Here is a 25,641-nt window from a genome sequence, read left to right as displayed (position 1 = left end):
CAAGACTGCGCCTGTGTTTCCCGAGCCAGGCAACCCGCTTCTGGAAAATCCGCTGCCTTTAAATGCCCAGGATTTTCACCTGCGCACGACCTCGCTCTTGCACGTAGACCCGGCCCAGGATCTGGACCCACCCCATTTGCGCGAATCGGTGGAGCTGCCTCCAGGCCAATGGCAGGTCAATCCCACCAACACGGTCAACGGTGGGCATGCCACTGTCAGTTATGAAGGCATGTATGAAGGTGACCATGTCTGTGCTTACGCGTCCGGGCCAAATTACGGGCCTGTGGCACTCGGTTGCCAGGAGGTGAAGAGCGGCGAAACGAACCTGTCATTCGATGTCGCTCCAGACATCATCGCAGCCCTTTTCAACAAGACCTTGACGCTGAACTACAGCCTTCGATTCAACAGTTACGAGCCCCAGTATTCGCCTGAGCGCTTGATCAAAGTACTTGCGCCACACCTGACCAGACCAGGCATTGAACAGGCAACGGGGAATACCTTGGACCTAAACAACTTTAGCGGGAATGCGACGGGGGTGGTGCCTGCTTGGAATTATGCGGCAGAGAAGCAATGTTGCTGGATGTGGGTAACCGGTACGCTTGAGGATGGCAGCGACTATTGTTTTTATGTGTTGGAGGGCGTGCCGCTTAAAGCTGCCTGGTTACACGATGGGGTCGATACGCCGATGGACAGGACCAAACTGCAAAAGTTGGCGGATTGCAGCGAGTTTGAGCTGCATTTTGCGGCGAACTTCGATGGCCAGTGTGCGTTGGAGCCTGCCGTTGAGTTCCGAGTTCGGACTTTCAGCATCGAGCAAGAGGCTTTGACACTACCCCCTCCAAGGGTGTGCCAAGCGGTGGATGATCAACTGACCATCTGGAATGGGCGGAACGGTGTGACGGTGCGGGTGGAGTATGAGCGGATTAGCTCCCTTCATACGATCGGGGTGAAGTGGGTCAAACCGGACGGTACGAGCCTGCCGTTGGAATCAAAACCGGGCAACAGCGATCCGGGCTATGTGGATTTCGCGATCCCGCGTGAAGCGGTGATCCAGGGTGCAGGTAAAACCATCCTGATCCATTACATAGTGACCAGTACTTGTAAGCTGGCGCCGTCGAAGACGCTTGCGTTGAAGATCAGTGTGCCGACCCGGTTGCCGACACCCGTTGTGCCAGAGGCTACGTCACCTGCTGCCCAAGGTGGGGTCCTGGATCTACGGACGTTCCCCGCAGATGCACATATAGCCGTCAATGACGAAAACTTCGATAGGGCTTGGTGGTTCGCGCTGGAAGGACAGAAAGGCTGGTTGGAATGTACCGGCACTAAGGAGGACGGTTCTTCACACACCGTTCACGTGATGACGGATGAGTTGATTACGCTGTCTGATGTGAACAACGGCCTGAAGCGTGTGTTAGCGCGTTCCGATCTGGAAGGGTTTCGCGATAAGACACCTTTGACCATTGTCTTCAAGGTGAACACTGATGGCAGTACCAGTGTGTCTGATGCGATCGAGTTTCCGGCACTGCTATTGACGCTACGCAAACGATTCAGCGATATAACTGATTTTGACCCTAGTAAAAAAGGCTGGAATGGATGGCAAAAAGGAGCGGGTGCCGCAGACCCCAGGGACATGGTTCCAAAACAAGTGGGCGGTCAACATTATTTGTTTGATTGGGGTTATACCAACACTCGAGACTTGGCTACTCAGAGAGAGAAGTTGTTCAAAGTATTCAGCGACCTGGAGATTGGCCGTACCTACACGTTCAGTGTCGACGTTCGTGATAACAGTGGCGCGCGTCCGTTGCCGATAATTGCTCTAGTCGCTTCGGGAAAAGAAATTGTCACCCCGACGCTATTGGATACACGGATCTGGAGAACGTTAAAAGGTGTGTTTACTCCGTCATCGTCTGTAGTAAGGCTCAGTATTGATAATGTGCAATTGGGGATGGGGGGTAATGATTTTGATGTGACATTGCTGGTTGTTGAGGAAGTTTAATCGGGGCCATGACGAGAATGCCTGCGTTAACACAGGCATTCTTGTTCACGAACTTAGGGCTGATTACTTCGGCCCAAGAATCTTCACCAACTTCTCCGGCGACGGCGCCCCTTGCTGCTGCTGCAACCCACCCTTGTCATCCAGATAGAAGATCGCCGGCGTCGCCGACAACTCCAGTTCATCCATCAGCTTCATATTGGCATCAAGCTTGGCCTCGACCTCGGCCGGGATCTTTTCCAGCGCCTTGAGCTTGCTGCCCTTGCCGGCGGCTTCGTGTTCTTGCAGGGCTTTTTGCGGGTCTTTGGCGGCGAGCAGGGCCGCGGATTTGCCTGGGCTGTCTTCGCGGATGATGCCGACCATGATGTGGCGCAACTGCACCTTGCCGGCCTTCACCCACGGGCGCGCCCGTTCCCAGAACATATTGCAGTACGGGCAGTTGGGGTCGCTGAACAGGTAGACGATGCGCGGGGCATTTTTGTCGCCGTCCTGGATCCAGCTGCTGTTTTCCATCTTGGCCCAGACTTCCTTGGCCATCGGCGCGTACACCAGTTTTTCCAGGGGCGCGGTGCTCAGGTCATTGCCTTGGGCGTCGTACAGGTTGCCCGCGATCACGTGCTTGCCGTCGGCGGTCAGGTACAGGGCCATGCCACGGTTCTGGTACTGGGCGGCGTAGCCGGTGAGGCCGCTGGGGGCATCGAATTTGCCGATGATCTTGGCACCTTTGGCTTCGATCTGTTTGATCGGGGCCGGCAGGTCTTCGGCCTGGGCCAGCGTAGCGGCTAGCGTCAAAGGCAGCAGGGTCAGCAGGTGGCGGAGGCGAGGCATGTCGGTTTCCTTGTTGTGGTGTTGTCGAAGGGTTCCATGGCACGAGCCAGGCTGGCTTCGGAGAGTTCGCCCAGGTGGCTGTTGATCAGGCGCCCATCGGCTTGGTAGAACAGCGTAGTCGGCAAGGCCATGGAACCCACGGCCTGGCCGAGGCGGCCGCTGGCGTCGAACAGCACGTTGTCCAGGGTCAGGCCCTGGGTGGCCAGGTAGGTGCTGACGCTTTGCATGCTTTCGGCCTGGTTGACGAACAGGAAGGTCACGTCGGGGCGCATGCGCTGGGCGTTTTCCAGTACGGGCATTTCGCGCCGGCACGGCGGGCACCAGGTGGCCCACAGGTTGATCACCAAGGGGCCGCCCTGATAATCCGCCAGTTGCACCACCTCGCCATTGGCATTGCGCAGGGTGATGTCCGGCAGGCGTGTGCCTTTTTCGTACAGGCTCAGGGACAGGCTGGTCATGCCCCAGAACAACAGGCCGGTGATCACCCCGGCGCTGAGCGGCTTGCGAAGGGTCGGGCGACGCCAGCCGTACGCCAGCGCGCCGAGGATCAGCGCGATGATCCCGGGCCAGGCGAGAAAGCCGCCGTCACGCAGGTCGACCATTTCCACCCAGTCGTTGCTGTAATAACTCCAGTACATCAGCACAAAGCTGACCCGGGCGGCGAGCAGGCCCAGCAGAAACAGGCTGAACAGCACCGACTCCGGGTTTTCGCCGCCGCGCTTGGCCACGCGCCAGCCCACCAGGGTGGCGAGAATCAGCGCGCTGATCAGCAGCAGGTGATTCAGGGCGATGGCGAAGGTGCCGATGGTAAGGGTCAGCATCAGAGAGCGTCCCGCGTCTGGGTCCAGCGTTGCAGGAAGGCGGCGGCGTCTACTTCCCCGGTGATGCGTTGGGCGCGGCGTTCTTCACCGTCCGGGCCGATCCACACGAAGCTCGGTGGCCCTGGCACTTTGTAGCGGCCCAGCAGCTCGCGGCTGGCGGCGTTGTCGGCGGTGACGTCCAGGCGCAGCAAGCGCACGTTTTTGAGCGCGTCCATCACCTCGGGTTTGCCGAACACCTGTTTTTCCATGATCTTGCACGACACGCACCAGTCGGCGTAATAGTCCAACAGCACCCACTGGCCCTGGGCCTTGGCGCTGTCGAGTTGGCTTTGCAGTACGGCCGGGTCGCTTACCGTGGTGAAGGCATCGTGGGCGCTCGGTGCACCGGCGACCTTTGAGCCGCTGTAAACCTTCAAGGGTTGCCACAGCTCATCGCTGCCACCGGCCGCCCCCACCACCAGCACCGCGCCCCACAGGCCCAGCACCAGGGAACCGGCGCCGAATACCTTGGCCGCCAGGCCGGACTCACGGGCCAGCGCCCAGCCGCAGTACGCCATCACCAGCGCCAAGGCGCCCCACAGGCCGATCCACAGGCTGTCGCCGACTACCGGGCGAATCATCAGCACCGCGGTGCCCAGGAACAGGAAGCCGAAGATGCCCTTGAGCACGTTCATCCAGGTACCCGGCTTGGGCAGGAAGCGGTTGCCCACAGTGACCAACAGCAACAACGGAATGCCGATACCGATGCCCATGGCGAACAGGATCAGGCCGCCGTGCAGCGCATTGCCGCTTTGAGCGATATACAACAGGGCGCCGGCCAGGGGCGCGGTCATGCACGGCCCCACCAGCAGGCCGGACAATGCGCCGAGCACACCGGCACCCACCAGGCTGCCACCGCTTTGCTGGCGGCTGACGTTATCGAGGCGGTCGCGCAGGAAGGCGGGCAGTTGCAGTTCAAAGAAGCCGAACATCGGCAGGGCGAGCAGCACGAACAACGCCGCAAAGCTGCCAAGGATCCACGGGGTTTGCAGCAACGCCGCCAGGTTGGCGCCGAGCAACGCGGCCATCACCCCCAGGGCGGCATACACCAGCGCCATGCACACCACGTAACTGCCGGCCAGGGCAAAGCCACGGCGCGGGCTGGCGCCACTGCCCACCACCAGGCCGGCGAGGATCGGCAGCATCGGCAACGAGCAGGGCGCAAACGCCAACAGCAGGCCCAGGCCGAAGAACACCAGCAGGCTCCACCCCAGGCTGCGCTGTTGCAGGCCGCTGGCCAGGCTTTGGTCCTGGGCTTGCGCGGTCGCGGCGACGGCCGGGTTGCCGCCCAGGTCCACGGTGATCGACTGCGGCGGATAGCACAGACCCGCATCGGCGCAGCCCTGCCAGCCGAGCTTGACCTGGCCGGTGGTGCCGGCGGGGATCTTCACTTCCAGGCCCTGGCGATAGACTTGCTGCTCGCCAAAGAACTCGTCGCTATGGGCTTCACCCTCGGGCAGCACGGGTTTTTCGGCCAGGCCGTCGAACTTCATGCGTTGCTGGTACAGGTAATAACCGTCGGCAATCTGCCAAAACAGCTGGGTTTCGCCGCTCTCAAGACGTTCGGAGGTAAAGGCGAAGGCTTTGCCCACCGGGAGGAAGTCGGGTTTGGTTTCGAAGGGGCTGCCCGGCGCTGCCTGGGCGAATCCCGCGAACAACACCAGCAGAAAGGTAAACAGATGCCGCATGGTCAAGCCTTAGTTCGATGCAAGTGAGGCACACAATGTGTGGCGTTGATTAACCGATGATTAACCGCCGCTATTCTAGAGCGTAGGGATTGTCCGGTGTTGCGAACTTTAGCGGCATAATGCGCGCTTAATCCGTGGCTTTTCTAATCGCGCCATCTTTCATGAAGGGTTAACCATGCACGTACTGGTCTGTGAAGACGACGAACTGATCGCCAGTGGCATCGTGGCCGGCCTGACCGCCCAGGGCTTTACCGTGGAGCGCGTGGCCACGGCCTCGGCGGCGCGGGCGATGCTCAAGGCCGCGGCCTTCGACATTATGGTGCTCGACCTTGGCCTGCCCGACGAAGACGGCCTCAAGCTGCTGCAACAACAGCGCAGCCAGGGGTTGGACATTCCGGTGCTGATCCTCACCGCGCGGGACTCGGTGACCAACCGCGTCGACGGCCTGCAAGCCGGCGCCGACGACTACCTGCTCAAGCCCTTCGACCTGCGTGAACTCGCTGCTCGCCTGCAAACCCTGCTGCGCCGTGTGGCGGGACGCAGCGTCAATCTGATCGAACATGGCCGCCTGGCCTACGACCCCAGCAGCCGCGAGACCTTCCTCGGCGGCCAGCCGGTAGATTTGTCCCGGCGTGAACAGGCGTTGTTGCAGGCGCTTTTGCACAACAAGGGCCGCGTACTGTCCAGTGAACAGCTCAAGGACAGCGTCTACGGCTTCAGCGACGAACTGGAAAGCAACGCCCTCAACGTGCATATCCACCACCTGCGGCGCAAGTTGGGCAATGGCATCGTCGAAACCGTCAGGGGGCTGGGCTATCGCCTGGGCACCGCTGATGGGGGAGAAAACACGCCGTGATGAGCTTGCGCCTGCGCCTGACGTTCAAGCTGGGCGCCGCTTTTGTACTGATCTGGGTGCTGGCGGCCGCCTGGATGCTCAACGATTTGCGCAACCAGATGATGTTTTCCCTCGACCAGCGCCTGGTGGCTTCGGCGCGCATGGTAGCCGGGCTCACCGAGCAGATGCCGGGCCTGGCCAGCGTCAGCGGTGGCGCGCATTTGCGTACCGAACAACTGAATGTGCCGGGCGGCATGGCCTGCCAGGTCAGTTCGTTGCGCGGCGAGATCCTGGCGCGCAGCCATACCACGCCGGAGGAAGGGCTGGAGTCGCGCCGCAGCGGTTTTCGCGACCAGATCATCGACGGCGTGGGCTGGCGCAGCTTTACCCTGTCCCGTGGCGACTTGCTGATCACCACCGCCGACCGCCAGGTGGAGCGTGAAGCCCTCAACCTGTCGATCCTGCTGGCGGCGTCGGTGCCGGTCGGTGTGGCATTGCTGGGCTGCCTGTGCCTGCTATGGCTGGGCATCGGCCAGAGCCTGGTGCCGCTCAACCGTATGCGTGATGCCTTGATGCGGCGCAGTGCCGATTCCCTGGAACCCTTGCAGATTCACCCGCTGCCCAGTGAACTCAAGCCGTTGCTCGACACCCAGAACCAACTGCTGCAGCGCATCGCCAAGACCATCGAGCGCGAACGTCGCCTGACCGGCGACGCCGCCCATGAGCTGCGCAGCCCGTTGACCGCGATCAAGACCCACCTGCAAGTCGCGCGCATGACCGAGGGCGCGGCCCGCGACCAGTCTCTGGCGCACGCCGAGGAGGGCGCCGACCGCTTGCATCGCACCCTGGAGCAACTGTTGTTGCTGGCGCGGGTGGAGGGCAGCCTGTCGTTTGACGATGGCCTGCAATCCAGTGCCGAGGAAGTCGCCCGGTTGGCGATCCAGGATGCCAACGCCGGCGACAATTCACGCATTGATCTGATCCTGGCGCCGGATCTTTCCCCTGTTCCAGTGGCAATGCCCGTTGGCCTTGCCGTCGCGGCCTTGCGTAACCTGCTGGACAACGCCTTGCGCCATACCCCCGCCGATACCCGCGTGGAACTGCAGGTGTTTTCTACCCCGGATAACGTGGTGTTCCGCGTGCGTGACCATGGCCAGCAGATCTCCAGCGAAGACCTGCAATACCTCACCCAACGCTTCTGGCGCAATGGCAGCAGCGAAGGCTGTGGCCTGGGCCTGGCGATTGTCCAGGCGATCGTGCAGCGCTGTTCCTGCTCGTTGCACTTCGACAGCCAGCCCGATGGTATGCGGGTCGACCTGGGCATGCCGTTGCGGCGCTGAGCAGTCCTATTCACGTGGCAAATAATTACCGCCCGCCTGAGGCTCAAGCCTTCAGGATGGCGGTAATTTTTTTGCGCTTGAACGGGCCGAATGAGTCGGCCTGAATTGAAAAGGACTGTTCTTATGTTGGTAATCGACACCAGTTTCCCTGCCAGGGATTTCAACGACCGCCGCGGCGAATCCGTGCAACAGGTGATTGTGCACTACACCGCCGCGCCCTTTTCTTCATCGCTACGCACCCTCACCCAAGATGGCGTCAGCGCTCACTATCTGCTGCCCGATCCCGCTGAACCCAGCTACTGTGCTGCCGGTTATGAAGAGCTGCGGGTGTTTCGCCTGGTGGGCGAGAACCAGCGCGCCTGGCACGCAGGCGTGAGCTATTGGGCGGGGAAGGCCGATCTCAACAGCCGCTCGGTGGGCATTGAAATCGTCAACCTGGCGCGGGATGAAGCGGGGGGCTTTACCTTTCCGGAGTACGCACCGGCACAGATTGACCTACTGATTGAATTGCTTCGCGACCTGCTGGAGCGCTATCCGCAGGTGGGCCCCACTGACTGGCTCGGGCATTCGGACGTGGCCTACTGGCGCAAGAGCGACCCTGGGCCTCGGTTGCCCTGGCGTCTGCTGCATGAAGCCGGCATTGGGGCTTGGTTTGATGAGCAGACGCGGGCGATGTACCAGCGCCGCTTTTGTCTCGGCTTGCCGCCGGAGGTCGAGGTGGAGAGGGCGTTTCAGCGTTATGGGTATAAGCCGGCGCAGAATCGCCGGGCCTTTGAGCAGCGCACCCGGGCGTTCCAGATGCACTTTCGGCCACGGGATTATTGTGGATTCCTGGATGCAGAGACGTGCGCGATTCTTTATGCGCTGAATGAAAAATACCGCGGGCTTCGGAGCTGAGCGCTGTTCAAATGTGGAAGCTGGCTTGCCTGCGAAAGCGGTAGTGCAGTAACCGATGCAGCGACTGACACACTGCCTTCGCGAGCAAGCCCGCTCCCACATTTTAATCTCCCCACAATCGGTAAATATCCGACCAACTTCCTAAATCCCCGTGCACCTGAAGCGTCTCCACAACAGGAAATCCGTGCGCATGCCCTTGGGCCAGACGCCAACGGATCGGCAGTTTGGTCACGATCAACAGCGTATTGAGGGATCCAGAGATGTCAGTCGCTACCAGCCGTATCGAAGACGCCCCGGTGCAGGCCGCGGAAACGCTCTATCAGTTTGACGAAAGCCCGCTGCTGGCCCGCCAGCGCCAGCAGGAATCCAACGCCCGCAGCTACCCTCGGCGCATCCCCTTGGCGCTCAAGCGCGCCAAGGGGATCTACGTGGAGGACGTCGAGGGGCGTCGGTTCATCGATTGCCTGGCCGGCGCCGGAACCCTGGCGCTGGGGCATAACCACCCGGTGGTGATCCAGGCCATCCAGCAAGTGCTGAGCGACGAACTGCCCCTGCACACCCTGGACCTGACCACGCCGGTCAAGGATCAATTCGTGCAGGACCTGTTCGGTTTGCTGCCTTCGGAGCTGGCGCGAGAAGCGAAAATCCAGTTCTGCGGCCCCACCGGCACCGATGCGGTGGAAGCCGCGTTGAAGCTGGTGCGCACCGCCACCGGGCGCAGCACCGTGCTGTCGTTCCAGGGCGGCTATCACGGCATGAGCCAGGGCGCGCTGAGTTTGATGGGCAGCCTGGGACCCAAGAAACCCTTGGGCGCCTTGCTCGGCAATGGCGTGCAGTTCCTGCCATTCCCGTATGACTACCGTTGCCCGTTTGGGCTGGGTGGCGCCGAAGGCGTGCGGGTCAACCTGCATTATCTGGAGAATCTGCTCAACGATCCGGAAGCCGGCGTGTTGCTGCCAGCGGCGGTGATTGTCGAAGTGGTCCAGGGCGAGGGTGGCGTGATCCCGGCGGACCTCGACTGGCTGCGTGGCCTGCGCCGTATCACCGCGCAAGCGGGGGTGGCGCTGATCGTCGATGAAATCCAGAGTGGTTTTGGGCGTACCGGCAAAATGTTTGCCTTCGAACACGCCGGCATCATCCCGGACGTGGTGGTCATGTCCAAGGCGATTGGCGGCAGCCTGCCCCTGGCGGTGGTGGTGTATCGCGACTGGCTCGACACCTGGCTGCCTGGCGCCCATGCCGGGACCTTCCGTGGCAACCAGATGGCGATGGCGGCAGGCTCAGCGGTGATGCGCTACCTCAGGGATCACGACTTGGCGGGCCATGCGGCGGCCATGGGCGAGCGCCTGGGCGAACACCTGCGCATCCTGCAGCGCGACTTCCCGCATCTGGGGGATATCCGTGGGCGTGGGCTGATGCTGGGGGTGGAGCTGGTAGACCCGGCTGGCACGCCGGATAGTCAGGGCCACCCACCGGTGCATCGCCAGTTGGCGCCGCTGGTGCAGCGCGAATGCCTCAAGCGAGGGCTGATCCTGGAACTGGGCGGGCGCCATGGCAGTGTGGTGCGTTTTCTGCCACCGCTGGTGATCACCGCTGGCGAAGTCGACCAGGTGGCCGAGATTTTCGGGCGCGCCTTGGCGGCGGCCGTGGCCAGCGTCTAATTTTCCAGGCCCTTGGTACGTTTCTACAGATATCAGTGCTGCGCGTGGTGCGCAGCCAGCCTTTGAGCGACGGAGAACAGCAATGACCTCAGTATTTGACCGCGACGACATCCTCTTTCAGGTAGTGGTCAACCATGAAGAACAGTATTCGATCTGGCCCGACTACAAGGCCGTGCCGGAAGGCTGGCGCACCGTGGGCAAGAGCGGCATGAAGAAAGAATGCCTGGCCTACATCGAGGAAGTGTGGACCGATATGCGCCCGCTGAGCCTGCGCCAGAAAATGGACGGCGCGGCCCTCGCCAACTGATTCACCTGGGTTCAAATGTGGGAGGGGGCAAGCTCCCTCCCACATCAAGCATTACAGTGATGTGTGGGTATAGAGGTAATCCGTCGCCAACGACGCCAGTGTCCTCACGCCCACCACCAACGCCGACTCATCCACAAAGAACCCAGGGTTGTGATTCGGCGCCGCCTTGCTCATGTCCTGGTCCCTTGGGGTCACCCCCAGGAAGACAAACAGCCCCGGCGCCTCCTTGGCATAGAACGAGAAGTCTTCGGCGCCACCCACCAACGGGCCTTGCACCACATCATCCTGAGCCGCCCAGCGCAGGCTCGGCAGCATTTTCTCGGTCAGCGGCGGATTGTTGATGGTGGGGTCGTACTTCTCGATGATCGTCACTTCGGCCTTGGCGCCACCGCTTTCGGCGATTTTCTCTACGGTCTGGCGCACATCCCCATGCAGCTTCTGGCGAATGCCGTAGTCGTAGGAGCGAATGGTGCCGCTCATGTCCACCGACTCGGGGATGATGTTATAGCGGGTGCCACCGTTGATGGTGCCGATGCTCACCACAGAGGGGAATGACGAAATATCGGTACGGCGGCTGACTACGGTCTGCAAGCCGACAATGGTTTGCGCGCCGACGGTGATCGGGTCGATACCGTCCCAGGGGCGGCCGGCGTGGGTCTGTTTGCCGAGGATCCTGATGCGCAGGTCATCGGAACTGGCCAGGGTCGGGCCCGGGCGATAGGCGATTTGCCCGGCAGGCACACCGGCCCATACGTGCAGGCCAAACACCGCGTCAGGCTTGGGCGCTTTCATTACGCCTTCCTGCACCATCATCTTCGCACCCCAGGTGTTCTTGCCGTCGGGGATAAAGTCGCTGGGGCCTTCTTCGGCCGGTTGGAAATAAAACACCACGGTGCCGGGCAGGCGCTCGCGCATCCCGGTAAGAATCTTCGCAGTGCTCAGCAGGATAGCGGTATGGGCGTCGTGGCCGCAGGCGTGCATCACGTCGACTTCTTTGCCCAGATAGGTGCCCTTGGCTTTGGAGGCGAAGGGCAGGTCGGCGACTTCCTTGACCGGCAGCGCATCCATGTCGGCGCGCAGGGCCACGGTCGGGCCGGGCAGGGCACCTTTCAAGATGGCGACGACGCCAGTGCGGGCCACCCCGGTCTTTACTTCAAGGCCGAGTTCGCGCAACTGTTTGGCGACCAACTCGGCGGTGCGGGTTTCGGTATTGCCCAGTTCGGGATGGGCGTGGATATCGCGGCGGGTTTCCAACAGGCTGGGTTCGAGGATTTTTGCCTGGGCGGCAATGGTTTCCCGAGCACTGTCCTGGCCGCTGCTGGCGGCGATCACTGCACTGCTCGCGACCGCGCCGAGCAGACCCAAAACCCATTGGTGTGTCAGACCGTTCATTCGCATACCAACCTCTCCTTGCCTATTGTTGTGGATCTTTCTCCTGCACGCTGCCGGCGGTCAGCACCTGCACGCTCAAGCGCGGTGTCGCCAGGTCCAGCCCGGCTTCATCCAGGTGCCGCTTGAGCGACAGGTTGAATGCCCGCGACACTTCCCACTGCTTGATCGGCGCGGTCTTGAAGCGTGCGCGCAGGATCGCGCTGCCGGACTCGAAGCTTTCCACGCCCTGGATCTCCAACGGCGACCAGATATTGCGGCGTTGCAATGGGTCGTTACGCATGGCGTGGCCGACCTCGCGCATCAGTTTGATCGCGTCGTCGATTTCCATGTTGTAAGGGATCGCCACCCGGAAGATGGCGTAGCCGAACTCGCGGGAGTAGTTCTTGATGCTCTTGATTTCGCTGAACGGGATGGTGTGCACGATGCCGTCGATATCGCGCAGGCGCACGGTACGGATGGTCAGGCCCTCTACGGTACCGAGGTGGCCGCCGACGTCCACGTAGTCGTCGATGGCCAGGGAGTCTTCGATGATGATGAACAACCCGGTGATCAAGTCGGCTACCAGCGATTGCGCACCAAAACCGATGGCGATACCGATCACGCCCGCACCGGCCAGCAGTGGCGTAACGTTCATGCCCATGTTCGCCAGCGCCACGATGGCGGCGATGATGAAGATGGTCACGAACAGCACGTTGCGGATCAGCGGCATCATGGTTTGCGCGCGGGCGTTGGCCAGGCCTTTGCGCGAGCGGGTCAGGGCGTGGTGAATCGCGGTGTCGCTGAGGATCCAGATCAGCCAGGCGAACAACAAGGTCCCACCGAGGCCGAACAGCTTCACGGCTATTTCATGGCCTTCACCTTCGGTAAAGCGAATCATCGACAGGCCCCAGACCCGCAGCCCCAGTTCGATAAATACCAGCCACACCACCAGGTGCACCAGGGTGTAGACAAAGCCTTTGAGGCGTTCGGAGTACAGCGCATGGCGCTTGTGCCCGCGGTGCGGCTTGAGGGCGTGGCGGCGCACCAGGCCGTTGATCACCATGCACAACACCAGCAACACCGTGCACAGCAGCGACTGGCGCAGGGCGGTGCTGGTGTCGCCGGCCGACAGGAAGGTGGCGAACAGTGAGATGCCCACCAGCAGAAGAGCCGGGATGTACCAGAAGGTGCCGATGATCGACAGAGTATCGGTGAGCGCTCGGCGGTTGAGGCGGCGCGACAGCGGTTGGTTGCGGATCAGGTGCGCAATCGGACGGCGGAACCGCAGGATAAACACCCCGGTGGACAACGCCGCCATGACATTGGCCACGGTCGCGGCGGTGTGGGCCAGATGCTGGCCGAGCGCGGCAACCAGGCGCGGGTCGCTCAAGGCTTCACCGAAGGCGGCAAAGCTGCCGATCCACCACAGCGGGCGGAACGCCTGATGGCGCAGGATATACAGGGCGCGGTGGCGGTGCGGGCCGTCGAGTACGGAGAAGGCAATCACGCAGATGGCCGAGAAACAGGTGCCGACCACCAAGGCATAGGCCAGCACCATGGCCAGGGATTTGCCCAGGGAGGAAGGCAGGGCGTAGCTCAGGTACACCGTGATCACCAGCGCGATCAACCAGGGGCCCAGCTTGCGCAGGGCAAAGCGCAGCATGTCCCAAGTGCGCGGGTGCTGCGGCAGCTCTTCGGGCAGGCCGAAACGCTCGCGCACCCGATGGCTGAGCCAGATCAGCGCAGCGGCCAGCAGGCTCCATACGGCCAGGATCACGGCAAAACCGAAGATGATCGGCAGCCATTCGCTGGCCGGCAACATCAGGGCCGCGAGTTCATCCTTGGCCAGGTCGACTTCATTGGACCAGCGCCCCAACGGGCTGTCGGCGCCGGAAAACTGCTGCTCAAAGCCCGACAGCGTACTGCCGATCAACCCGAGTACGCCGAGTTCGGCGGCGGGCTGGGCCTTTTGCGTGGCGGCGCGCAGCTTCTTCAGGTCGCTGAGCAACTGGGTGCGTTGCTGGTCGTTTTCCAGGGTCTTGATCACGTCGTCCAGCGACTGCCCCAAGGGCACTTCGGCCTGGGGTTGGGTCTTGCTGGAGCCGCCCAGCATCCCGGGCAAGCCCACGGCTTGGGCGGGCATCACTGGCAGCAGCGTGAGCAGGGCGATCAGCAGGTAGCAGGGCAGGGCAAACAGACGGGAAAGCACGAGGCGGTCAACCTTGAAAACGACGAATTGACCGAGTGTACGAGGCCGCTATGCCCAATGCGAGCGCATTTGTCACTGCGCCAGTTTGGCGAGGATCTTGTAGAGCACGGTGCCGAGGATCAACAGCATGCCGATCCACATGCCAAACACGCCCAGAGGCTTGTCGCGAAAGTTGAAGCCGACCGCGAGCATGATCATGCCGATCAGGATGGGGATCAGCATGGCGTGGAATGAGGACATTGAGATCATGGCGAGGGGCGGCCTTGTCGGACTGGAAGTTCTGACAAGTCTAGGCCGGATTGGCAGAAGTGCAGTTGATGTGAGTCAGATAGCCTTATATCTGTTTGGAAACCCATCGCGGGCAAGCCCGCTCCCACACTGAAATGCATTCACAGATCAATGTGGGAGCGGGCTTGCCCGCGATGGGCGCGCCTCGGTCTCAGGGTAAGTCGCGGCTGGCGTAGAACGCCCCCAGCACCTTGACCAGATGCGCCAGGTCATGGCTGCCGCACAGCTCGCGGATCGAGTGCATGGCAAAGGTCGGCAAGCCGATGTCCACCGTGCGCACGCCCAGGTGGCTGGCAGTGATGGGGCCGATGGTCGAACCACAGCCCATGTCGCTGCGCACCACGAAGCTTTGCACCGGCACTTCCTGGGCCATGCACAGGTGGCGGAAGAACCCGGCGGTTTCGCTGTTGGTGGCGTAGCGCTGGTTGCTGTTGACCTTGATCACCGGGCCGGCGTTGAGTTTCGGGCCGTGGTTGGCGTCGTGTTTGTCGGCGTAGTTGGGGTGCACGCCGTGGGCGTTGTCTGCCGACACCAGCAGGGATTTCTGAATGGTGCGTACGAATTCTTCACCTTCGGGCAGCAGGCGACGCAGGGTCTGTTCCAGCATCGGGCCATCGGCACCGCAGGCCGAGCAGGAGCCGACTTCTTCGTGGTCGTTGCACACCAGCACGCAGGTTTCATCGGTGTCGCTGGAGAGCAAGGCTTGCAAGCCGGCGTAGCACGACAGCAGGTTGTCCAGGCGTGCACCGGCAATGAAGTCGCCATTGAGGCCGATCACGGCAGCACTTTGGGTGTCGTAGAAACTCAGCTCGTAGTCGAGCACCACATCGGCATTCAACCCATGCTCGCGAGCCAACTGTTCGGTGAGCACGGCGCGAAAGTCCACGCGTTCGTCACCGGCAAACTGCGCCAGGATCGGCGGCAGCTCGGTCTGGGCATTGATCGCCCAGCCCTGGTTGGCTTCACGGTTGAGGTGAATGGCCAGGTTGGGAATGATAGCGATCGGCAGCTTGAAGTCGATCAGTTGGCTCTCGACCTTGCCATCGCGGCGGAAGGTGACACGCCCGGCCAGGGACAGGTCGCGGTCGAACCAGGGCGCCAGCAGCGCGCCGCCGTAGACTTCCACACCCAGTTGCCAGAAGCCGTGGCGTTGCAGCTCCGGCTGGGGCTTGACCCGCAGGCATGGGCTGTCGGTGTGGGCGCCGACCATGCGGATACCGTCCTGCAGCGGCGATTGGCGGCCGAGCTTGAAGGCGATGATCGAGGAATCGTTGCGGGTCACGTAGTAGCGACCGTTGGCCTCGGTGGCCCAGGTGTCGCGCTCGTCGAGACGCTGGTAGCCGGCGGCTTCCAGGCGCTGGGCCAGGGCGGCAGTGGCATGAAAAGGAGTAGGGGAGGCCTTGAGGAAGTCGATCAGGCCTTGATTCAACGCTTCGCGCATAAATAGCTCCAGACAGCAGTGGCGAGAGTTTACCGTATTGGCCAGATATTTGGAGTGAGCGTGCATGGCCGAGAACCACATCAAACCCTGTGGGAGCTGGCTTGCCTGCGATAGCGGTCTTTCTGTGCCAGATGTATTGGCTGGCACGCCGATATCGCAGGCAAGCCAGCTCCCACATTTGACCGCATCAGCCCTTCAAAAAGGCGCAGGGCACTCGAAGCGCAGGCGCTCGCCGCTTTGCGGATGGGTGAAGCTGAGCATGCTTGCATGCAGGCACAGGCGCGGCCAGGCGGCCAGGGCTTGTTCATGGGCGTACAGACCATCGCCCAGCAACGGATGCCCGATGGACAACATATGCACGCGCAACTGGTGCGAGCGCCCGGTGATGGGTGTCAGCTCTACGCGGCACCAGTCGCCGCAACGCTCCAGGACTTTCCAGAAGGTCAGTGCATGTTTGCCGAACTCATGGTCGACCACATGGCGGGGCTTGGTCGGCGGGTCGTAGCGCAGGGGCAGGTCAATGCTGCCGCTGTCCAGTGCCGGTTGGCCCCAGGCCAGGGCGGTGTAGGCCTTTTCGGTCTCGCGGTCGTGAAACTGGCGGGACAGTTCGCGGTGGGTGTCGGCGTCCCGGGCCAGCAGGATGATCCCCGACGTTTCCCAGTCCAGGCGATGGACGATGCGGGCTTCGGGGTAGCCGTTTTCCTGCAGGCGAGTGATCAGGCAGTCCTTGTTGTCGTCGGCGCGGCCAGGCACCGAGAGCAGCAGGGTCGGCTTGTTCACCACCAGGACAGCGTCGTCCTGATGCAGGATGTGGATATTGGACAGCGGCATTAAACAGCCTCGTAACAAACGCCAACGGCGGCTCCACTGACGGCCCCCTCACCCTGTAGGAGCGAGGGGGCCGTCAGTGGAGCCGCCGTGGCGACCGCCCGTTCGATCAACGATCGGGCAGGGTGATATTGAGTTCCAGAATCGAGCAGCTGCCGTCATTTTCCAAGGCGACATGCACGTCATCGTTGCCGATATTGACGTACTTGCGGATCACCTCGACCAGTTCCTTCTGCAAGGCTGGCAGGTAGTCCGGGGTGCTGCGTTGGCCGCGTTCGTGCGCCACGATGATCTGTAGACGCTCTTTCGCGACCGATGCGGTACTGGGTTTTTTGTTGGCGCGAAAGAAGTCGAGAAATTTCATTGTTTAGTTGCCTCCAAAGATACGCTCGAAGAATCCCTTCTTCTTGACATCGAGGAAGCGGTGTTCCACGGTCTTGCCCAGCAAGCGATCGACGGCATCGCTGTACGCCTGGCCGGCGTCGCTCTGGTCGTCGAGAATCACCGGTACGCCCTGGTTGGATGCCTTCAGCACGGCCTGGGATTCCGGAATCACGCCCAGCAGGGTCACGGCGAGGATTTCCTTCACGTCTTCAACACCCAGCATTTCGCCGTTGTTGACGCGCTCCGGGTTGTAGCGGGTGAGCAGCAGGTGCTCCTTGATCGGGTCCTGGCCTTCTTCGGCGCGCTTGGACTTGCTGGCCAACAGGCCGAGCATGCGGTCCGAGTCACGTACCGAGGAGACTTCCGGGTTGGTCACCACGATGGCTTCGTCGGCGAAGTACATCGCCAGGTGAGCACCGGTTTCGATACCAGCCGGGGAATCGCAGACCACGTATTCGAAGGTTTCCTTGAGCTCGGCGAGCACTTTGCCGACGCCCTCTTTGGTCAGCGCGTCTTTGTCACGGGTCTGGCTGGCAGCCAGCACGTACAGGTTCTCAAGGCGCTTGTCCTTGATCAGGGCCTGTTGCAGGTTGGCTTCGCCGTTCACCACGTTGACGAAGTCATACACCACGCGACGCTCGCAGCCCATGATCAGGTCAAGGTTACGCAGACCGACGTCGAAGTCGACGATGACTGTCTTGTGGCCGCGCAGAGCGAGGCCGGTACCGATAGCGGCGCTGGTGGTGGTCTTACCCACACCACCCTTGCCGGATGTAACCACGAGAATCTTGGCCAAGGTGTTTCACCCCTAAGGAAAAAGGACTTTCGGTCCCTGAAAAACATCTCTTGGAACTCGCCGCAGGCGGACAGCCTTTGCAGGAAAAAGACGGGGTTTCCATGGGGAAACACCAACTTCCAAAAAGTCCTACACAAGTCTTGCCGGTTTCGCTTTGCTATCAGAGTCTAGAGATGCTTGGAAAATGCGGCAGTATCCGTTAAAGACGGATGATGTTCAACACATCGCCCGACAGGTTGACCTGTACCGAAGCGCCCCACAGTGGATCGCGGCGCAAATCTTCGGAAACCTTGTACTGACCCGCGATGGAAACCAGCTCAGCGGTCAACTGCTGGCAAAAAATACGCGCCTTGGTATCACCCTTGATGCCGGCCAGGGCGCGTCCGCGCATCGGGCCGTATACATGGATGTTGCCATCGGCAAGAAGTTCCGCCCCCGGGCTGACCGAGGAGACCACCACAAGGTCGCCGCCTTGGGCGTAAATCTGCTGCCCGCCGCGTACCGGCGAAGTGATGATCTTTGTAGGCCTGATCGCAGGCTCCGGTGGTTTTTCCGGTTTTTTCTTTTCTTCGCCGACCAATGGTTCCAGAGGGCGCTCACGGGCGCCCGACGGTGGCAGTACTGGCAGTTCAATGGCGATGGCGGCGGCAATGTCTTCGATGCGGCTGGCGCGAATCGCCAGGGTGCGCAGGCCATGGGAACGGCATACGCGCATCAGGCCGGGCAAATCAATCACGCCCTGGCCGGCCGGCAGCTTGTCCAGCGCCAGCACCAGCGGGGCGTTGTTGAAGAAGTTTGGCGCCAGGGCGACCTTGGCGGCCAGTTGGCGGTCCAGGGCGTCGAGGTCATTGCGGGCCAGTTCCAGCACGGTAATGGCGAGCATGCTGCCTTTTAGCTGGAACACGGGATCTTGGTCTAGCGGTTCGGTTTGGCTCATGGTCGGCGAAAGCGGCTTGTCACGAAAAGTGTCGAGACTTATAACGAGAACACTCACTCGCCGCAAGCCGAGTCGAACCGTTGTAGAATGCGCGGCCCTTGTCTTTACCGGAATCTGTAATGGATCGCCCGCGTTTTCGAGCTGTATTTCTTCACCCGCGTTTTTGGCTGCTATGGCTGGGGCTCGGCCTGCTGTGGCTGGTCACTCAATTGCCGTATCGGGCGCTGTTGAACATTGGTCGCCTGTTGGGCGCGGGCATGTACCGCGTGGCGGGCGATCGTCGCCGTATTGCGGCGCGCAACCTTGAGCTGTGCTTCCCGGAAAAATCCGCCAAGGAACGTAAACGCCTGCTCAAGGAAAACTTCGCTTCCACCGGCATCGCCTTCTTTGAAATGGCCATGAGCTGGTGGTGGCCCAAGCCGCGCCTGGCGCGCCTGGCCCATGTCGAAGGGTTGGAGCACCTCACGCAGGCGCAGTTGGACGGCAAGGGCGTGATCCTCATGGCGCTGCACTTCACCACCCTGGAAATCGGCGCGGCGCTGCTGGGGCAGAAGCACACCATTGACGGCATGTACCGCGAACACGGCAACCCGCTGTTCGACTTTATCCAGCGCCGTGGTCGTGAACGCCACAACCTCGATTCCCTGGCCGTGGAGCGTGACGACGTGCGCGGCATGCTCAAGCTGCTGCGCGCCGGCCGGGCCATCTGGTACGCGCCAGACCAGGACTACGGCGCCAAGCAAAGCATCTTCGTGCCGTTGTTTGGCATCCAGGCTGCTACCGTCACCGCCACCAGCAAGTTCGCACGCCTGGGCAAGGCGCTGGTGGTGCCGTTTACCCAGGAGCGCCTGGCTGACGGTAGCGGGTACCGCCTGGTGATCCATGCGCCGCTGACCGACTTCCCGGGTGAAACCGACGAAATCGACTGCCTGCGCATCAACCAGTGGGTCGAAGCCTCGGTACGCGCATGCCCCGAGCAATACCTGTGGACCCACCGCCGCTTCAAGAGCCGACCGCCGGGTGAGCCCAAGTTGTACGAAAAGCGCCGTCGATAAGCCCAACCCTTTCTCACATGGAGTGACGCAATGCGCCCAGCTGAACCGGTCACAGGCTTGATTCTTTCCGGCGGCGGGGCGCGAGCGGCGTATCAGGTGGGGGTGCTGGCGGCGGTTGCCGAATTGCTGCCTGCGGGGGCAGCGAATCCTTTTCCGGTGATCGTCGGCACCTCGGCTGGTGCGATCAATGCGGTGAGCCTGGCCAGCGGCGCCAGTGATTTTTCGGCAGCCATCCAACGGCTGACGGCCTTCTGGCAGGGCTTTCGCAGCCATCAGGTGCTGCGCAGTGACTGGCCGGGGGTGATGCGCCAGGCCAGTCGTTTCCTGATCCATAGCCTGTTGGGCCTGGGTAGCCAGGTGCCGGTGGCGTTGCTCAACAGTTCGCCACTGCGCGACTTGTTACAAGAGCGCTTGAACCTGGACGGCATCGACGAGGCTATCCGCCGCAAGCACTTGCAGGCTGTGGCGGTGACGGCCTTTGGCTATGAGTCCGGGCAAGCGGTGACCTTCTATCAGGGCGGCGGCACCATCGATGCCTGGTTGCGTCATCGGCGCATTGGGGTACCGACCCAACTGACGGTAGAGCACCTGCTGGCCAGTTCGGCGATCCCGCTGCTGTTTGCCCCGGTCAAGCTCGGTCAGGAGTATTTCGGCGACGGTGCGGTGCGCCAGTCCGCGCCCATCAGTCCGGCCTTGCACCTGGGCGCCAGTCGCGTGTTGGTGGTGGGGGTAAGCGGCAACCCACGGGGCAATGAACCTTCGGTGCAACGCACCTACACCGGCCAGCAACCAACCCTGGCGCAAATCGGTGGGCATATGCTCAACAGCACGTTCATTGACAGCCTGGAAAGCGATATCGAGCTGCTGGAGCGCTTGAATCAGTTCAGCCGTGTGGTGCCTGTGGATGCGGCGGTGCAGGGCCTGGCACCGGTAGAGGTGCTGGTGATTGCCCCCAGCCAGCCCATCGATGAAATCGCCGCACGACATCGCCAGGAGTTGCCGGCGGCGTTGCGTGTGTTTTTGCGCGGGCCGGGGGCGACCAAGACCAGCGGGGCAGGGGTGTTGAGTTATCTGTTGTTCGAGGCGGGGTATTGCAGCGAGTTGATCGAACTGGGGCGCAAGGATGCGCTGGCCAAGCGCGAAGAAATCACTCGTTTCCTCGGCCTGACGCCAAACTGAATGTGGGAGCTGGCTTGCCTGCGATAGCGGTATGCCAGCCAACACTGCTGGCACAGACACATCGCGATCGCAGGCAAGCCAGCTCCCACAGGGAACCGCGATCAACCTTTAGAAGTGGTACTTGACCAGGAAGCTTGCCGTGTCCTGGGTTGTCTTGAAGGCGCCGCTGTCTTCAATCCCGTACTTGTTCTTCCAGTAGTCGTATTCAAAACCCACATACAACTGCTTGTCGCCCCAATGCAGCGCCTTGCCCAAGTCGTATTTGACCTGCGGGTTGAAGTGCAGGTTGGCGTGATAAGTGCCGCGGGCGTTCTTGTCGTTATCCACCACCCAGTCCATGAAACCGTCGATCAGCACGTCGGAATTACCCACGGGAATGGTGTACGACCAGACCGGAGTGATCTGCCACACGCCGTCACCCGGGCGATTGCCCTCGGTCTGGCGCTGGTAGAAGTTCAACTGGAAGTAGTCGAAACCGGGGATGTTCAAGTCGAACGCCGGACCCAGCAGGTAGGACTCGTTATCGCCCTCGCCGAACTCATAGGTGAAGGCCAGCAGCACGTCCTTGATCGGGCCGAACGACAGGTCCTTGTCCAGGATCTTGCCGAACGACAAACGCGGGCTGAACTCGCCGTAGTAAGTATTCGGGCCGACATTGCCGTCTTCCTTGCCGTTGTAAAAGATACGGTCGAGGAAGAAGAAGTTGTCGCCGTACTTCCATGCGTCGGCATGTTCGAAGGTGACGGTTTGCTGGATCTGCGGGTTGACGGTAAAGCTCTTGCCCCACAGATAAGTCAGGCTGTTGTTTTGCCACTGCAACAAGTCACCGGCTACGGCCTGGCCACCGGCCAACAGTGATCCAGCCAGCATCAGGCCTTTGAACATAGGTTTCATTCGGTTGCTCCCGAGTTAAAATTTTATGGTTTTTCTTCTACGCAGGCGCTCTGGTGTGGCGCCTTTGGGTTCGCTGCAAAAATCGTCTGTTCGGTCAGCTTTGATGCTTTTAGCAAGAGCTGCGCCAAGGTGTTGAAAAAGCCAAAAAATCCCCGTCGGCTGCAGCGGATGCAGTCGAATTCAGGGGACTTTTGTGCACTTTGGCAGCAAACATCAGGCCGGGATAAGTTGGCCTTGAGGTCAGCTTTTACATTCGCTGTTTTTTTTTGAGTCGATTCGAGCGGGCGCGGAGAATACTGGCTCCCAGGCCTGGGCTCAAGTGCGCTGTAACAGAGCGCGAGGGGCAAGAATGGGGCGCGGCGTGTGGCCGGCCCCATGTCAAGGTTGTGCATGTGGGGGTTCCCTGTTTGTTGTTATTTTTGTACTAACAAAGGAATCAATGCGTATGTGCGACTTCGGGGCGCTCAGCGCCGCCGAGAATGTTGAACAGGATGTTCAGCGACAGCGCGCTGAGGGTGGCCATGGCGATGCCGCTGTGGGTAATCGGGCTCATCCACAACGGCAGTTGTGCGAAGAACTCCGGGCGTACCACGGGGATCAGGCCCATGCCGATGCTCACCGCCACCAGCAACTGGTTACGGCGGTCGGCGATGTCGGCTTCCTGCAGAATCTTGATCCCGGTTGCCGCCACCATCCCGAACATCGCAATCGCCGCGCCGCCGAGTACCGCAGGTGGAATCGATGCCACCAGATAGGCCGCCTTGGGTAACAGGCTGAGCACGATCAAGAACGCGCCGGCCATGAGCGTGACCGAGCGGCAGCGCACGCCGGTCATCTGCACCAGGCCGATATTCTGCGCGAAGGAGGAGTGGGTAAAGGTGTTGAAGAAGCCGGCAAAGAACGACGCGCCGGCATCACACAACAGGCCGCGTCGCAGCATCTTCGGCGTGACCTCCTGGCCGGTGATCTTGCCCAGGGCGAGGAACATGCCGGTGGACTCGACAAAAATGATCACCACCACCAGGCACATCGACAGGATCGGTGCCAACTCGAACGTGGGCATGCCAAAGTGCAACGGCGTCACCACCTGCACCCACGGCGCCTGGGCCAGGCCACTGAGGTCGACCATGCCGATCACACCACACAGGGCGTAACCCAGGCCCATGCCGATCAGCACCGAGATGTTCACCCAGAAGCCGCGCATGAAGCGGTTGATCAGCAAGATAGTGCCCAGCACCAGGGCGGCAATCGCCAGGTAGACCGGCGAGCCAAACGTGGCGGCGGCGCTGCCCCCGCCGGCCCAGTTCACCGCCACGGGAAACAGCGAAAGGCCGATGGCGGTGATCACCGTGCCGGTCACCAGCGGCGGGAAAAAGCGCACTACCTTGGACATGAACGGTGCGATAAGCATGCCGAAGAACCCGGCGGCGATGGTCGCGCCGAAGATGCCCTGCAAACCGATGCCGGGCATGCCGGCCATGGCGACCATGCTGCCCACGGCGGCGAAACTGGCGCCCATCATCACCGGCATGCGGATGCCCATGGGGCCGATGCCGAACGACTGCACCATGGTGGCGATACCAGCCACCAGCAGGTCGGCGTTGATCAGAAAGGCGATTTCTTCACGGCTCAAGCCGGCGGCCTGGCCAATGATCAGGGGCACGGCGACGGCACCGCCGTACATCAGCAAGACGTGTTGCAGGCCTACCAGGATCAATTGCAAGAGGGGCAGCCGCACCATGGCGGGCGCGGCAGGAGTCTGCGTTTCTAACTGGGACATGCAACACCTCGAATCTTTTTATTTTTGTGTTGTTTGGCATTCAATTGCCGGATGAAACTTAATCTTCAAACCATCACTGATCTCCCTTGTGGGAGCTGGCTTGCCTGCGATGGCGGTGTGTCTGTCACCGAAAATGTTGGTGATCTGCCGCTATCGCAGGCAAGCCAGCTCCCACATTGGTCCTGTGTGAAACAGTCAGTTGGTGCGGGCCCCCTGATTGATCCAGGTGCCAATCAAATCCCTTTCCTGCTGGGTCATCTGGGTAATGTTGCCCAGCGGCATGATCTGGCTGGCCACGGCCTGCGCTTGAATGCGCGCCGCCTGCTGCTGGATCTGTGCCGGTGTGTCGAACATCACCCCAGCCGGAGCGGTGCTGAACAGCGGGCTGGTGGGCTTGGCCGAGTGGCACACGGTGCAGCGTTGCTCGATCACATGGTGCACCTGGCCGAAGTCCGTGGTGGCCTGGGCCGGTGCCGGTTCAGCGGCGGGTGCGGCAGGCGCGGCCGGTTTCAAGCCACCGCCCAAGGCGGTTTCCGGCAGGGGTTGGTATTCGATGGCCGCCGGTGCCTTGGCAATCGGTTCAGCCGGTTTTGGCCCGGTCACGTAGGCCAGGCTGATCATCGCCAAGGCGCCTACGGGCAAGGTCCACGCATACTTCTGGCTGTCATGCCGGGTGTTGAAGTAATGGCGCACCAGCACCGCTGCCACCGCGATACCGGCCAGGATCAGCCAGTTGTATTGGCTGCCATAGGTGCTCGGGAAGTGGTTGCTGATCATGATGAACAGCACCGGCAAGGTGAAGTAGTTGTTATGCCGTGAGCGCAGCAAACCCTTGGCCGGCAGCGCCGGGTCCGGTGTGCGGTTCTCAGCGATGGCCGCCACCAGCGCACGCTGGGCGGGCATGATGATGCGGAACACGTTACCGACCATGATCGTGCCTATCACCGCGCCCACATGCAGGTAGGCGCCACGGCCGCTGAACACCTTGCTGAAGCCGTAGGCCGCCGCAATCAACAGCACGAACAGGATCAAGCCGAGCAGGGCAGGGCGTTTGCCCAGGGCCGAATCGCACAGGAAGGAGTAGATAAACCAGCCGGCGAACAGTGAACCGATGCCCAGCAATACGCCTTCGGTGCCGCTGAGGCTGCTGCCGGGGGCGAGCAAGTACAGCGTCGGGTTGAGGTAGAACACCACGCACAGCAGCGCGACGCCTGACATCCAGGTGAAATAGGCTTCCCATTTGAACCAGTGCAGGTTGTCCGGCATGGTCGGCGGGGCCAGTTTGTATTTTTCCAGGTGGTAGATACCGCCACCGTGGATCGCCCACAAGTCACCGGCCAGGCCGTTCTTGGGGTTGACGCGATTAAGGTTGTTTTCCAGCCAGACGAAGTAGAAAGAAGCGCCGATCCAGGCGACGCCAGTGATCATGTGAACCCAGCGCACGCTCAGGTTCAGCCATTCCAACAGATGTGCTTCCACAGTCTTTACCTCTCGCCTGTCACCCTTGTTGTCGGGTGATCAGACCTTCTCTTATTGGTGGGGGGCGAGGATCAAACGCTCATCCTCTTTGAAAAAATGCTCATCGCAGTTATTGCCTGTGCCACTGCGATCAACCACCAGGAAGTCATCCCGCTTTTCGATCGTCAGCACCGGGTGGTGCCAGACGCCGCGATGGTAATTAATGCCCTGCCTGCCGTTGGTGACGAAGGCGCGGACCAAGCCCGATACAGGTTCATCGCCAAGTGGCGCGACCACGATCAGAAAGGGGTTGCCGAGCAGCGGAATGAAAGCCTGGCTGCCCAGCGGGTGTCTCTCCAGCATGCACACGGTCAGCGGCATGTCCTGCGCGTCGGCGCGGAAGATGCTGATGATGGCGTGGTCTTCCGGCTTCGCGGTGTCGACCGTGGCCAGTTTGTGAAAGCGCATGGTCGACCCGTTGTTGATCATGAAGTGATCGCTGCCATCGGTTTCGATAACGTCTCCGAAAGGGGCGAAGGCTTCTTTGGTCAGGGGTTCGATCATCAGTGTGCGCATGGCTGTCTTCTTATCTTGTCTATAGATCGTTCCCAC

Annotated in this window: 24 protein-coding genes; 8 read left to right on the top strand and 16 right to left on the bottom strand. The window is 61.4% G+C overall.

Annotated elements, in window-relative coordinates:
- The first annotated feature begins 13 nt into the window (after window positions 1-13).
- Window positions 14-1,996, top strand: coding sequence for a hypothetical protein (locus JMV15_RS14500; protein WP_235991954.1), 1,983 nt, complete (start codon window positions 14-16; stop codon window positions 1,994-1,996).
- 63 nt (window positions 1,997-2,059) lie between these two features.
- Here the strand turns inward: JMV15_RS14500 and dsbG are convergent, their stop codons facing one another.
- Genes dsbG through dsbD form a run of 3 tightly spaced genes read right to left on the bottom strand, consistent with a single transcriptional unit; the run spans window position 2,060 to window position 5,369 of the window.
- Window positions 2,060-2,821, bottom strand: a complete 762-nt coding sequence (gene dsbG, locus JMV15_RS14495; RefSeq protein WP_201491685.1) for a thiol:disulfide interchange protein DsbG — start codon at window positions 2,819-2,821, stop codon at window positions 2,060-2,062.
- Window positions 2,797-3,642 (bottom strand): TlpA disulfide reductase family protein, encoded by an 846-nt coding sequence (locus JMV15_RS14490; RefSeq protein ID WP_014719309.1) that lies wholly within the window; start codon window positions 3,640-3,642, stop codon window positions 2,797-2,799. Before JMV15_RS14490 ends, dsbG begins: the two co-directional genes overlap by 25 nt.
- Window positions 3,642-5,369 (bottom strand): protein-disulfide reductase DsbD, encoded by a 1,728-nt coding sequence (dsbD, locus tag JMV15_RS14485; RefSeq protein WP_103452144.1) that lies wholly within the window; start codon window positions 5,367-5,369, stop codon window positions 3,642-3,644. The genes JMV15_RS14490 and dsbD overlap by 1 nt, the downstream gene beginning before the upstream one ends.
- 175 nt (window positions 5,370-5,544) lie before the next feature.
- Between dsbD and JMV15_RS14480 the strand changes: the two genes are divergently transcribed.
- The 5 genes from JMV15_RS14480 (at window position 5,545) to JMV15_RS14460 (ending at window position 10,409) form a co-directional block, all read left to right on the top strand.
- Window positions 5,545-6,225: a response regulator gene (locus JMV15_RS14480; protein WP_014719307.1), complete on the top strand. Its 681-nt coding sequence runs from the start codon at window positions 5,545-5,547 to the stop codon at window positions 6,223-6,225.
- The gene (locus JMV15_RS14475; protein ID WP_014719306.1) at window positions 6,225-7,544 is read left to right on the top strand and encodes an ATP-binding protein; all 1,320 of its coding nucleotides are present in this window, start codon (window positions 6,225-6,227) and stop codon (window positions 7,542-7,544) included. The genes JMV15_RS14480 and JMV15_RS14475 overlap by 1 nt, the downstream gene beginning before the upstream one ends.
- A gap of 123 nt (window positions 7,545-7,667) precedes the next feature.
- Window positions 7,668-8,441, top strand: coding sequence for an N-acetylmuramoyl-L-alanine amidase (locus tag JMV15_RS14470; protein ID WP_191949366.1), 774 nt, complete (start codon window positions 7,668-7,670; stop codon window positions 8,439-8,441).
- A gap of 260 nt (window positions 8,442-8,701) precedes the next feature.
- A complete protein-coding gene (locus tag JMV15_RS14465) occupies window positions 8,702-10,102 on the top strand; it encodes an aspartate aminotransferase family protein (protein WP_102666875.1) in 1,401 nt (466 codons plus the stop codon).
- 82 nt (window positions 10,103-10,184) lie between these two features.
- The gene (locus JMV15_RS14460) at window positions 10,185-10,409 is read left to right on the top strand and encodes an MbtH family protein (RefSeq protein WP_003192847.1); all 225 of its coding nucleotides are present in this window, start codon (window positions 10,185-10,187) and stop codon (window positions 10,407-10,409) included.
- A 51-nt stretch (window positions 10,410-10,460) separates the two neighbouring features.
- On the opposite strand, the gene JMV15_RS14455 is transcribed toward JMV15_RS14460, so the two are convergent.
- The 8 genes from JMV15_RS14455 to minC form a co-directional block, all read right to left on the bottom strand.
- On the bottom strand, window positions 10,461-11,807 hold the full coding sequence (locus JMV15_RS14455) for an amidohydrolase (protein ID WP_201491682.1): 1,347 nt from the start codon (window positions 11,805-11,807) through the stop codon (window positions 10,461-10,463).
- A 16-nt stretch (window positions 11,808-11,823) separates the two neighbouring features.
- Entirely contained in the window at window positions 11,824-13,989 is a 2,166-nt protein-coding gene (locus JMV15_RS14450) for a mechanosensitive ion channel family protein (RefSeq protein WP_191949367.1), read from the bottom strand.
- 72 nt (window positions 13,990-14,061) lie between these two features.
- Entirely contained in the window at window positions 14,062-14,229 is a 168-nt protein-coding gene (locus tag JMV15_RS14445) for a hypothetical protein (RefSeq protein ID WP_014719301.1), read from the bottom strand.
- Between the two features lie 199 nt (window positions 14,230-14,428).
- Window positions 14,429-15,718: a M18 family aminopeptidase gene (locus JMV15_RS14440; protein ID WP_014719300.1), complete on the bottom strand. Its 1,290-nt coding sequence runs from the start codon at window positions 15,716-15,718 to the stop codon at window positions 14,429-14,431.
- Window positions 15,719-15,913: 195 nt separating this feature from the next.
- Window positions 15,914-16,549 carry an RluA family pseudouridine synthase gene (locus tag JMV15_RS14435; protein WP_003192838.1) on the bottom strand — a complete coding sequence of 212 codons (636 nt, stop codon included), beginning with the start codon at window positions 16,547-16,549 and terminating at the stop codon, window positions 15,914-15,916.
- Between the two features lie 106 nt (window positions 16,550-16,655).
- Window positions 16,656-16,910, bottom strand: coding sequence for a cell division topological specificity factor MinE (minE, locus tag JMV15_RS14430; protein ID WP_003175252.1), 255 nt, complete (start codon window positions 16,908-16,910; stop codon window positions 16,656-16,658).
- A gap of 3 nt (window positions 16,911-16,913) precedes the next feature.
- On the bottom strand, window positions 16,914-17,726 hold the full coding sequence (minD, locus tag JMV15_RS14425) for a septum site-determining protein MinD (RefSeq protein ID WP_003192835.1): 813 nt from the start codon (window positions 17,724-17,726) through the stop codon (window positions 16,914-16,916).
- A gap of 199 nt (window positions 17,727-17,925) precedes the next feature.
- Entirely contained in the window at window positions 17,926-18,663 is a 738-nt protein-coding gene (minC, locus tag JMV15_RS14420; RefSeq protein ID WP_014719299.1) for a septum site-determining protein MinC, read from the bottom strand.
- A 119-nt stretch (window positions 18,664-18,782) separates the two neighbouring features.
- Here minC and JMV15_RS14415 point away from each other — a divergent pair, with 119 nt between their 5' ends.
- Together JMV15_RS14415 and JMV15_RS14410 are read left to right on the top strand one after the other, a co-directional pair.
- Window positions 18,783-19,718, top strand: a complete 936-nt coding sequence (locus JMV15_RS14415; protein ID WP_019818602.1) for a lipid A biosynthesis lauroyl acyltransferase — start codon at window positions 18,783-18,785, stop codon at window positions 19,716-19,718.
- 30 nt (window positions 19,719-19,748) lie between these two features.
- Window positions 19,749-20,897, top strand: a complete 1,149-nt coding sequence (locus tag JMV15_RS14410) for a patatin-like phospholipase family protein (protein ID WP_073845512.1) — start codon at window positions 19,749-19,751, stop codon at window positions 20,895-20,897.
- Between the two features lie 108 nt (window positions 20,898-21,005).
- Here the strand turns inward: JMV15_RS14410 and JMV15_RS14405 are convergent, their stop codons facing one another.
- The 5 genes from JMV15_RS14405 to JMV15_RS14385 all read right to left on the bottom strand — a co-directional run bounded on the left by JMV15_RS14405 (window position 21,006) and on the right by JMV15_RS14385 (window position 25,605).
- Window positions 21,006-21,791: an outer membrane protein OmpK gene (locus JMV15_RS14405; RefSeq protein ID WP_003192827.1), complete on the bottom strand. Its 786-nt coding sequence runs from the start codon at window positions 21,789-21,791 to the stop codon at window positions 21,006-21,008.
- A gap of 23 nt (window positions 21,792-21,814) precedes the next feature.
- Window positions 21,815-22,183 carry a hypothetical protein gene (locus tag JMV15_RS14400; protein WP_201491679.1) on the bottom strand — a complete coding sequence of 123 codons (369 nt, stop codon included), beginning with the start codon at window positions 22,181-22,183 and terminating at the stop codon, window positions 21,815-21,817.
- A gap of 44 nt (window positions 22,184-22,227) precedes the next feature.
- Window positions 22,228-23,571 carry a nucleobase:cation symporter-2 family protein gene (locus JMV15_RS14395; RefSeq protein WP_014719296.1) on the bottom strand — a complete coding sequence of 448 codons (1,344 nt, stop codon included), beginning with the start codon at window positions 23,569-23,571 and terminating at the stop codon, window positions 22,228-22,230.
- Between the two features lie 195 nt (window positions 23,572-23,766).
- The gene (locus tag JMV15_RS14390; protein WP_003192825.1) at window positions 23,767-25,050 is read right to left on the bottom strand and encodes a urate hydroxylase PuuD; all 1,284 of its coding nucleotides are present in this window, start codon (window positions 25,048-25,050) and stop codon (window positions 23,767-23,769) included.
- 51 nt (window positions 25,051-25,101) lie between these two features.
- Window positions 25,102-25,605 (bottom strand): ureidoglycolate lyase, encoded by a 504-nt coding sequence (locus JMV15_RS14385; RefSeq protein WP_014719295.1) that lies wholly within the window; start codon window positions 25,603-25,605, stop codon window positions 25,102-25,104.
- Window positions 25,606-25,641 lie beyond the last annotated feature (36 nt).

This window comes from Pseudomonas paracarnis, from assembly GCF_904063055.1.
GTDB classification, from domain to species: Bacteria; Pseudomonadota; Gammaproteobacteria; order Pseudomonadales; family Pseudomonadaceae; genus Aquipseudomonas; species Aquipseudomonas paracarnis.
Note: the sequence above shows the minus strand (reverse complement) of the source record. Positions and strands in the feature narration are given on the sequence as shown.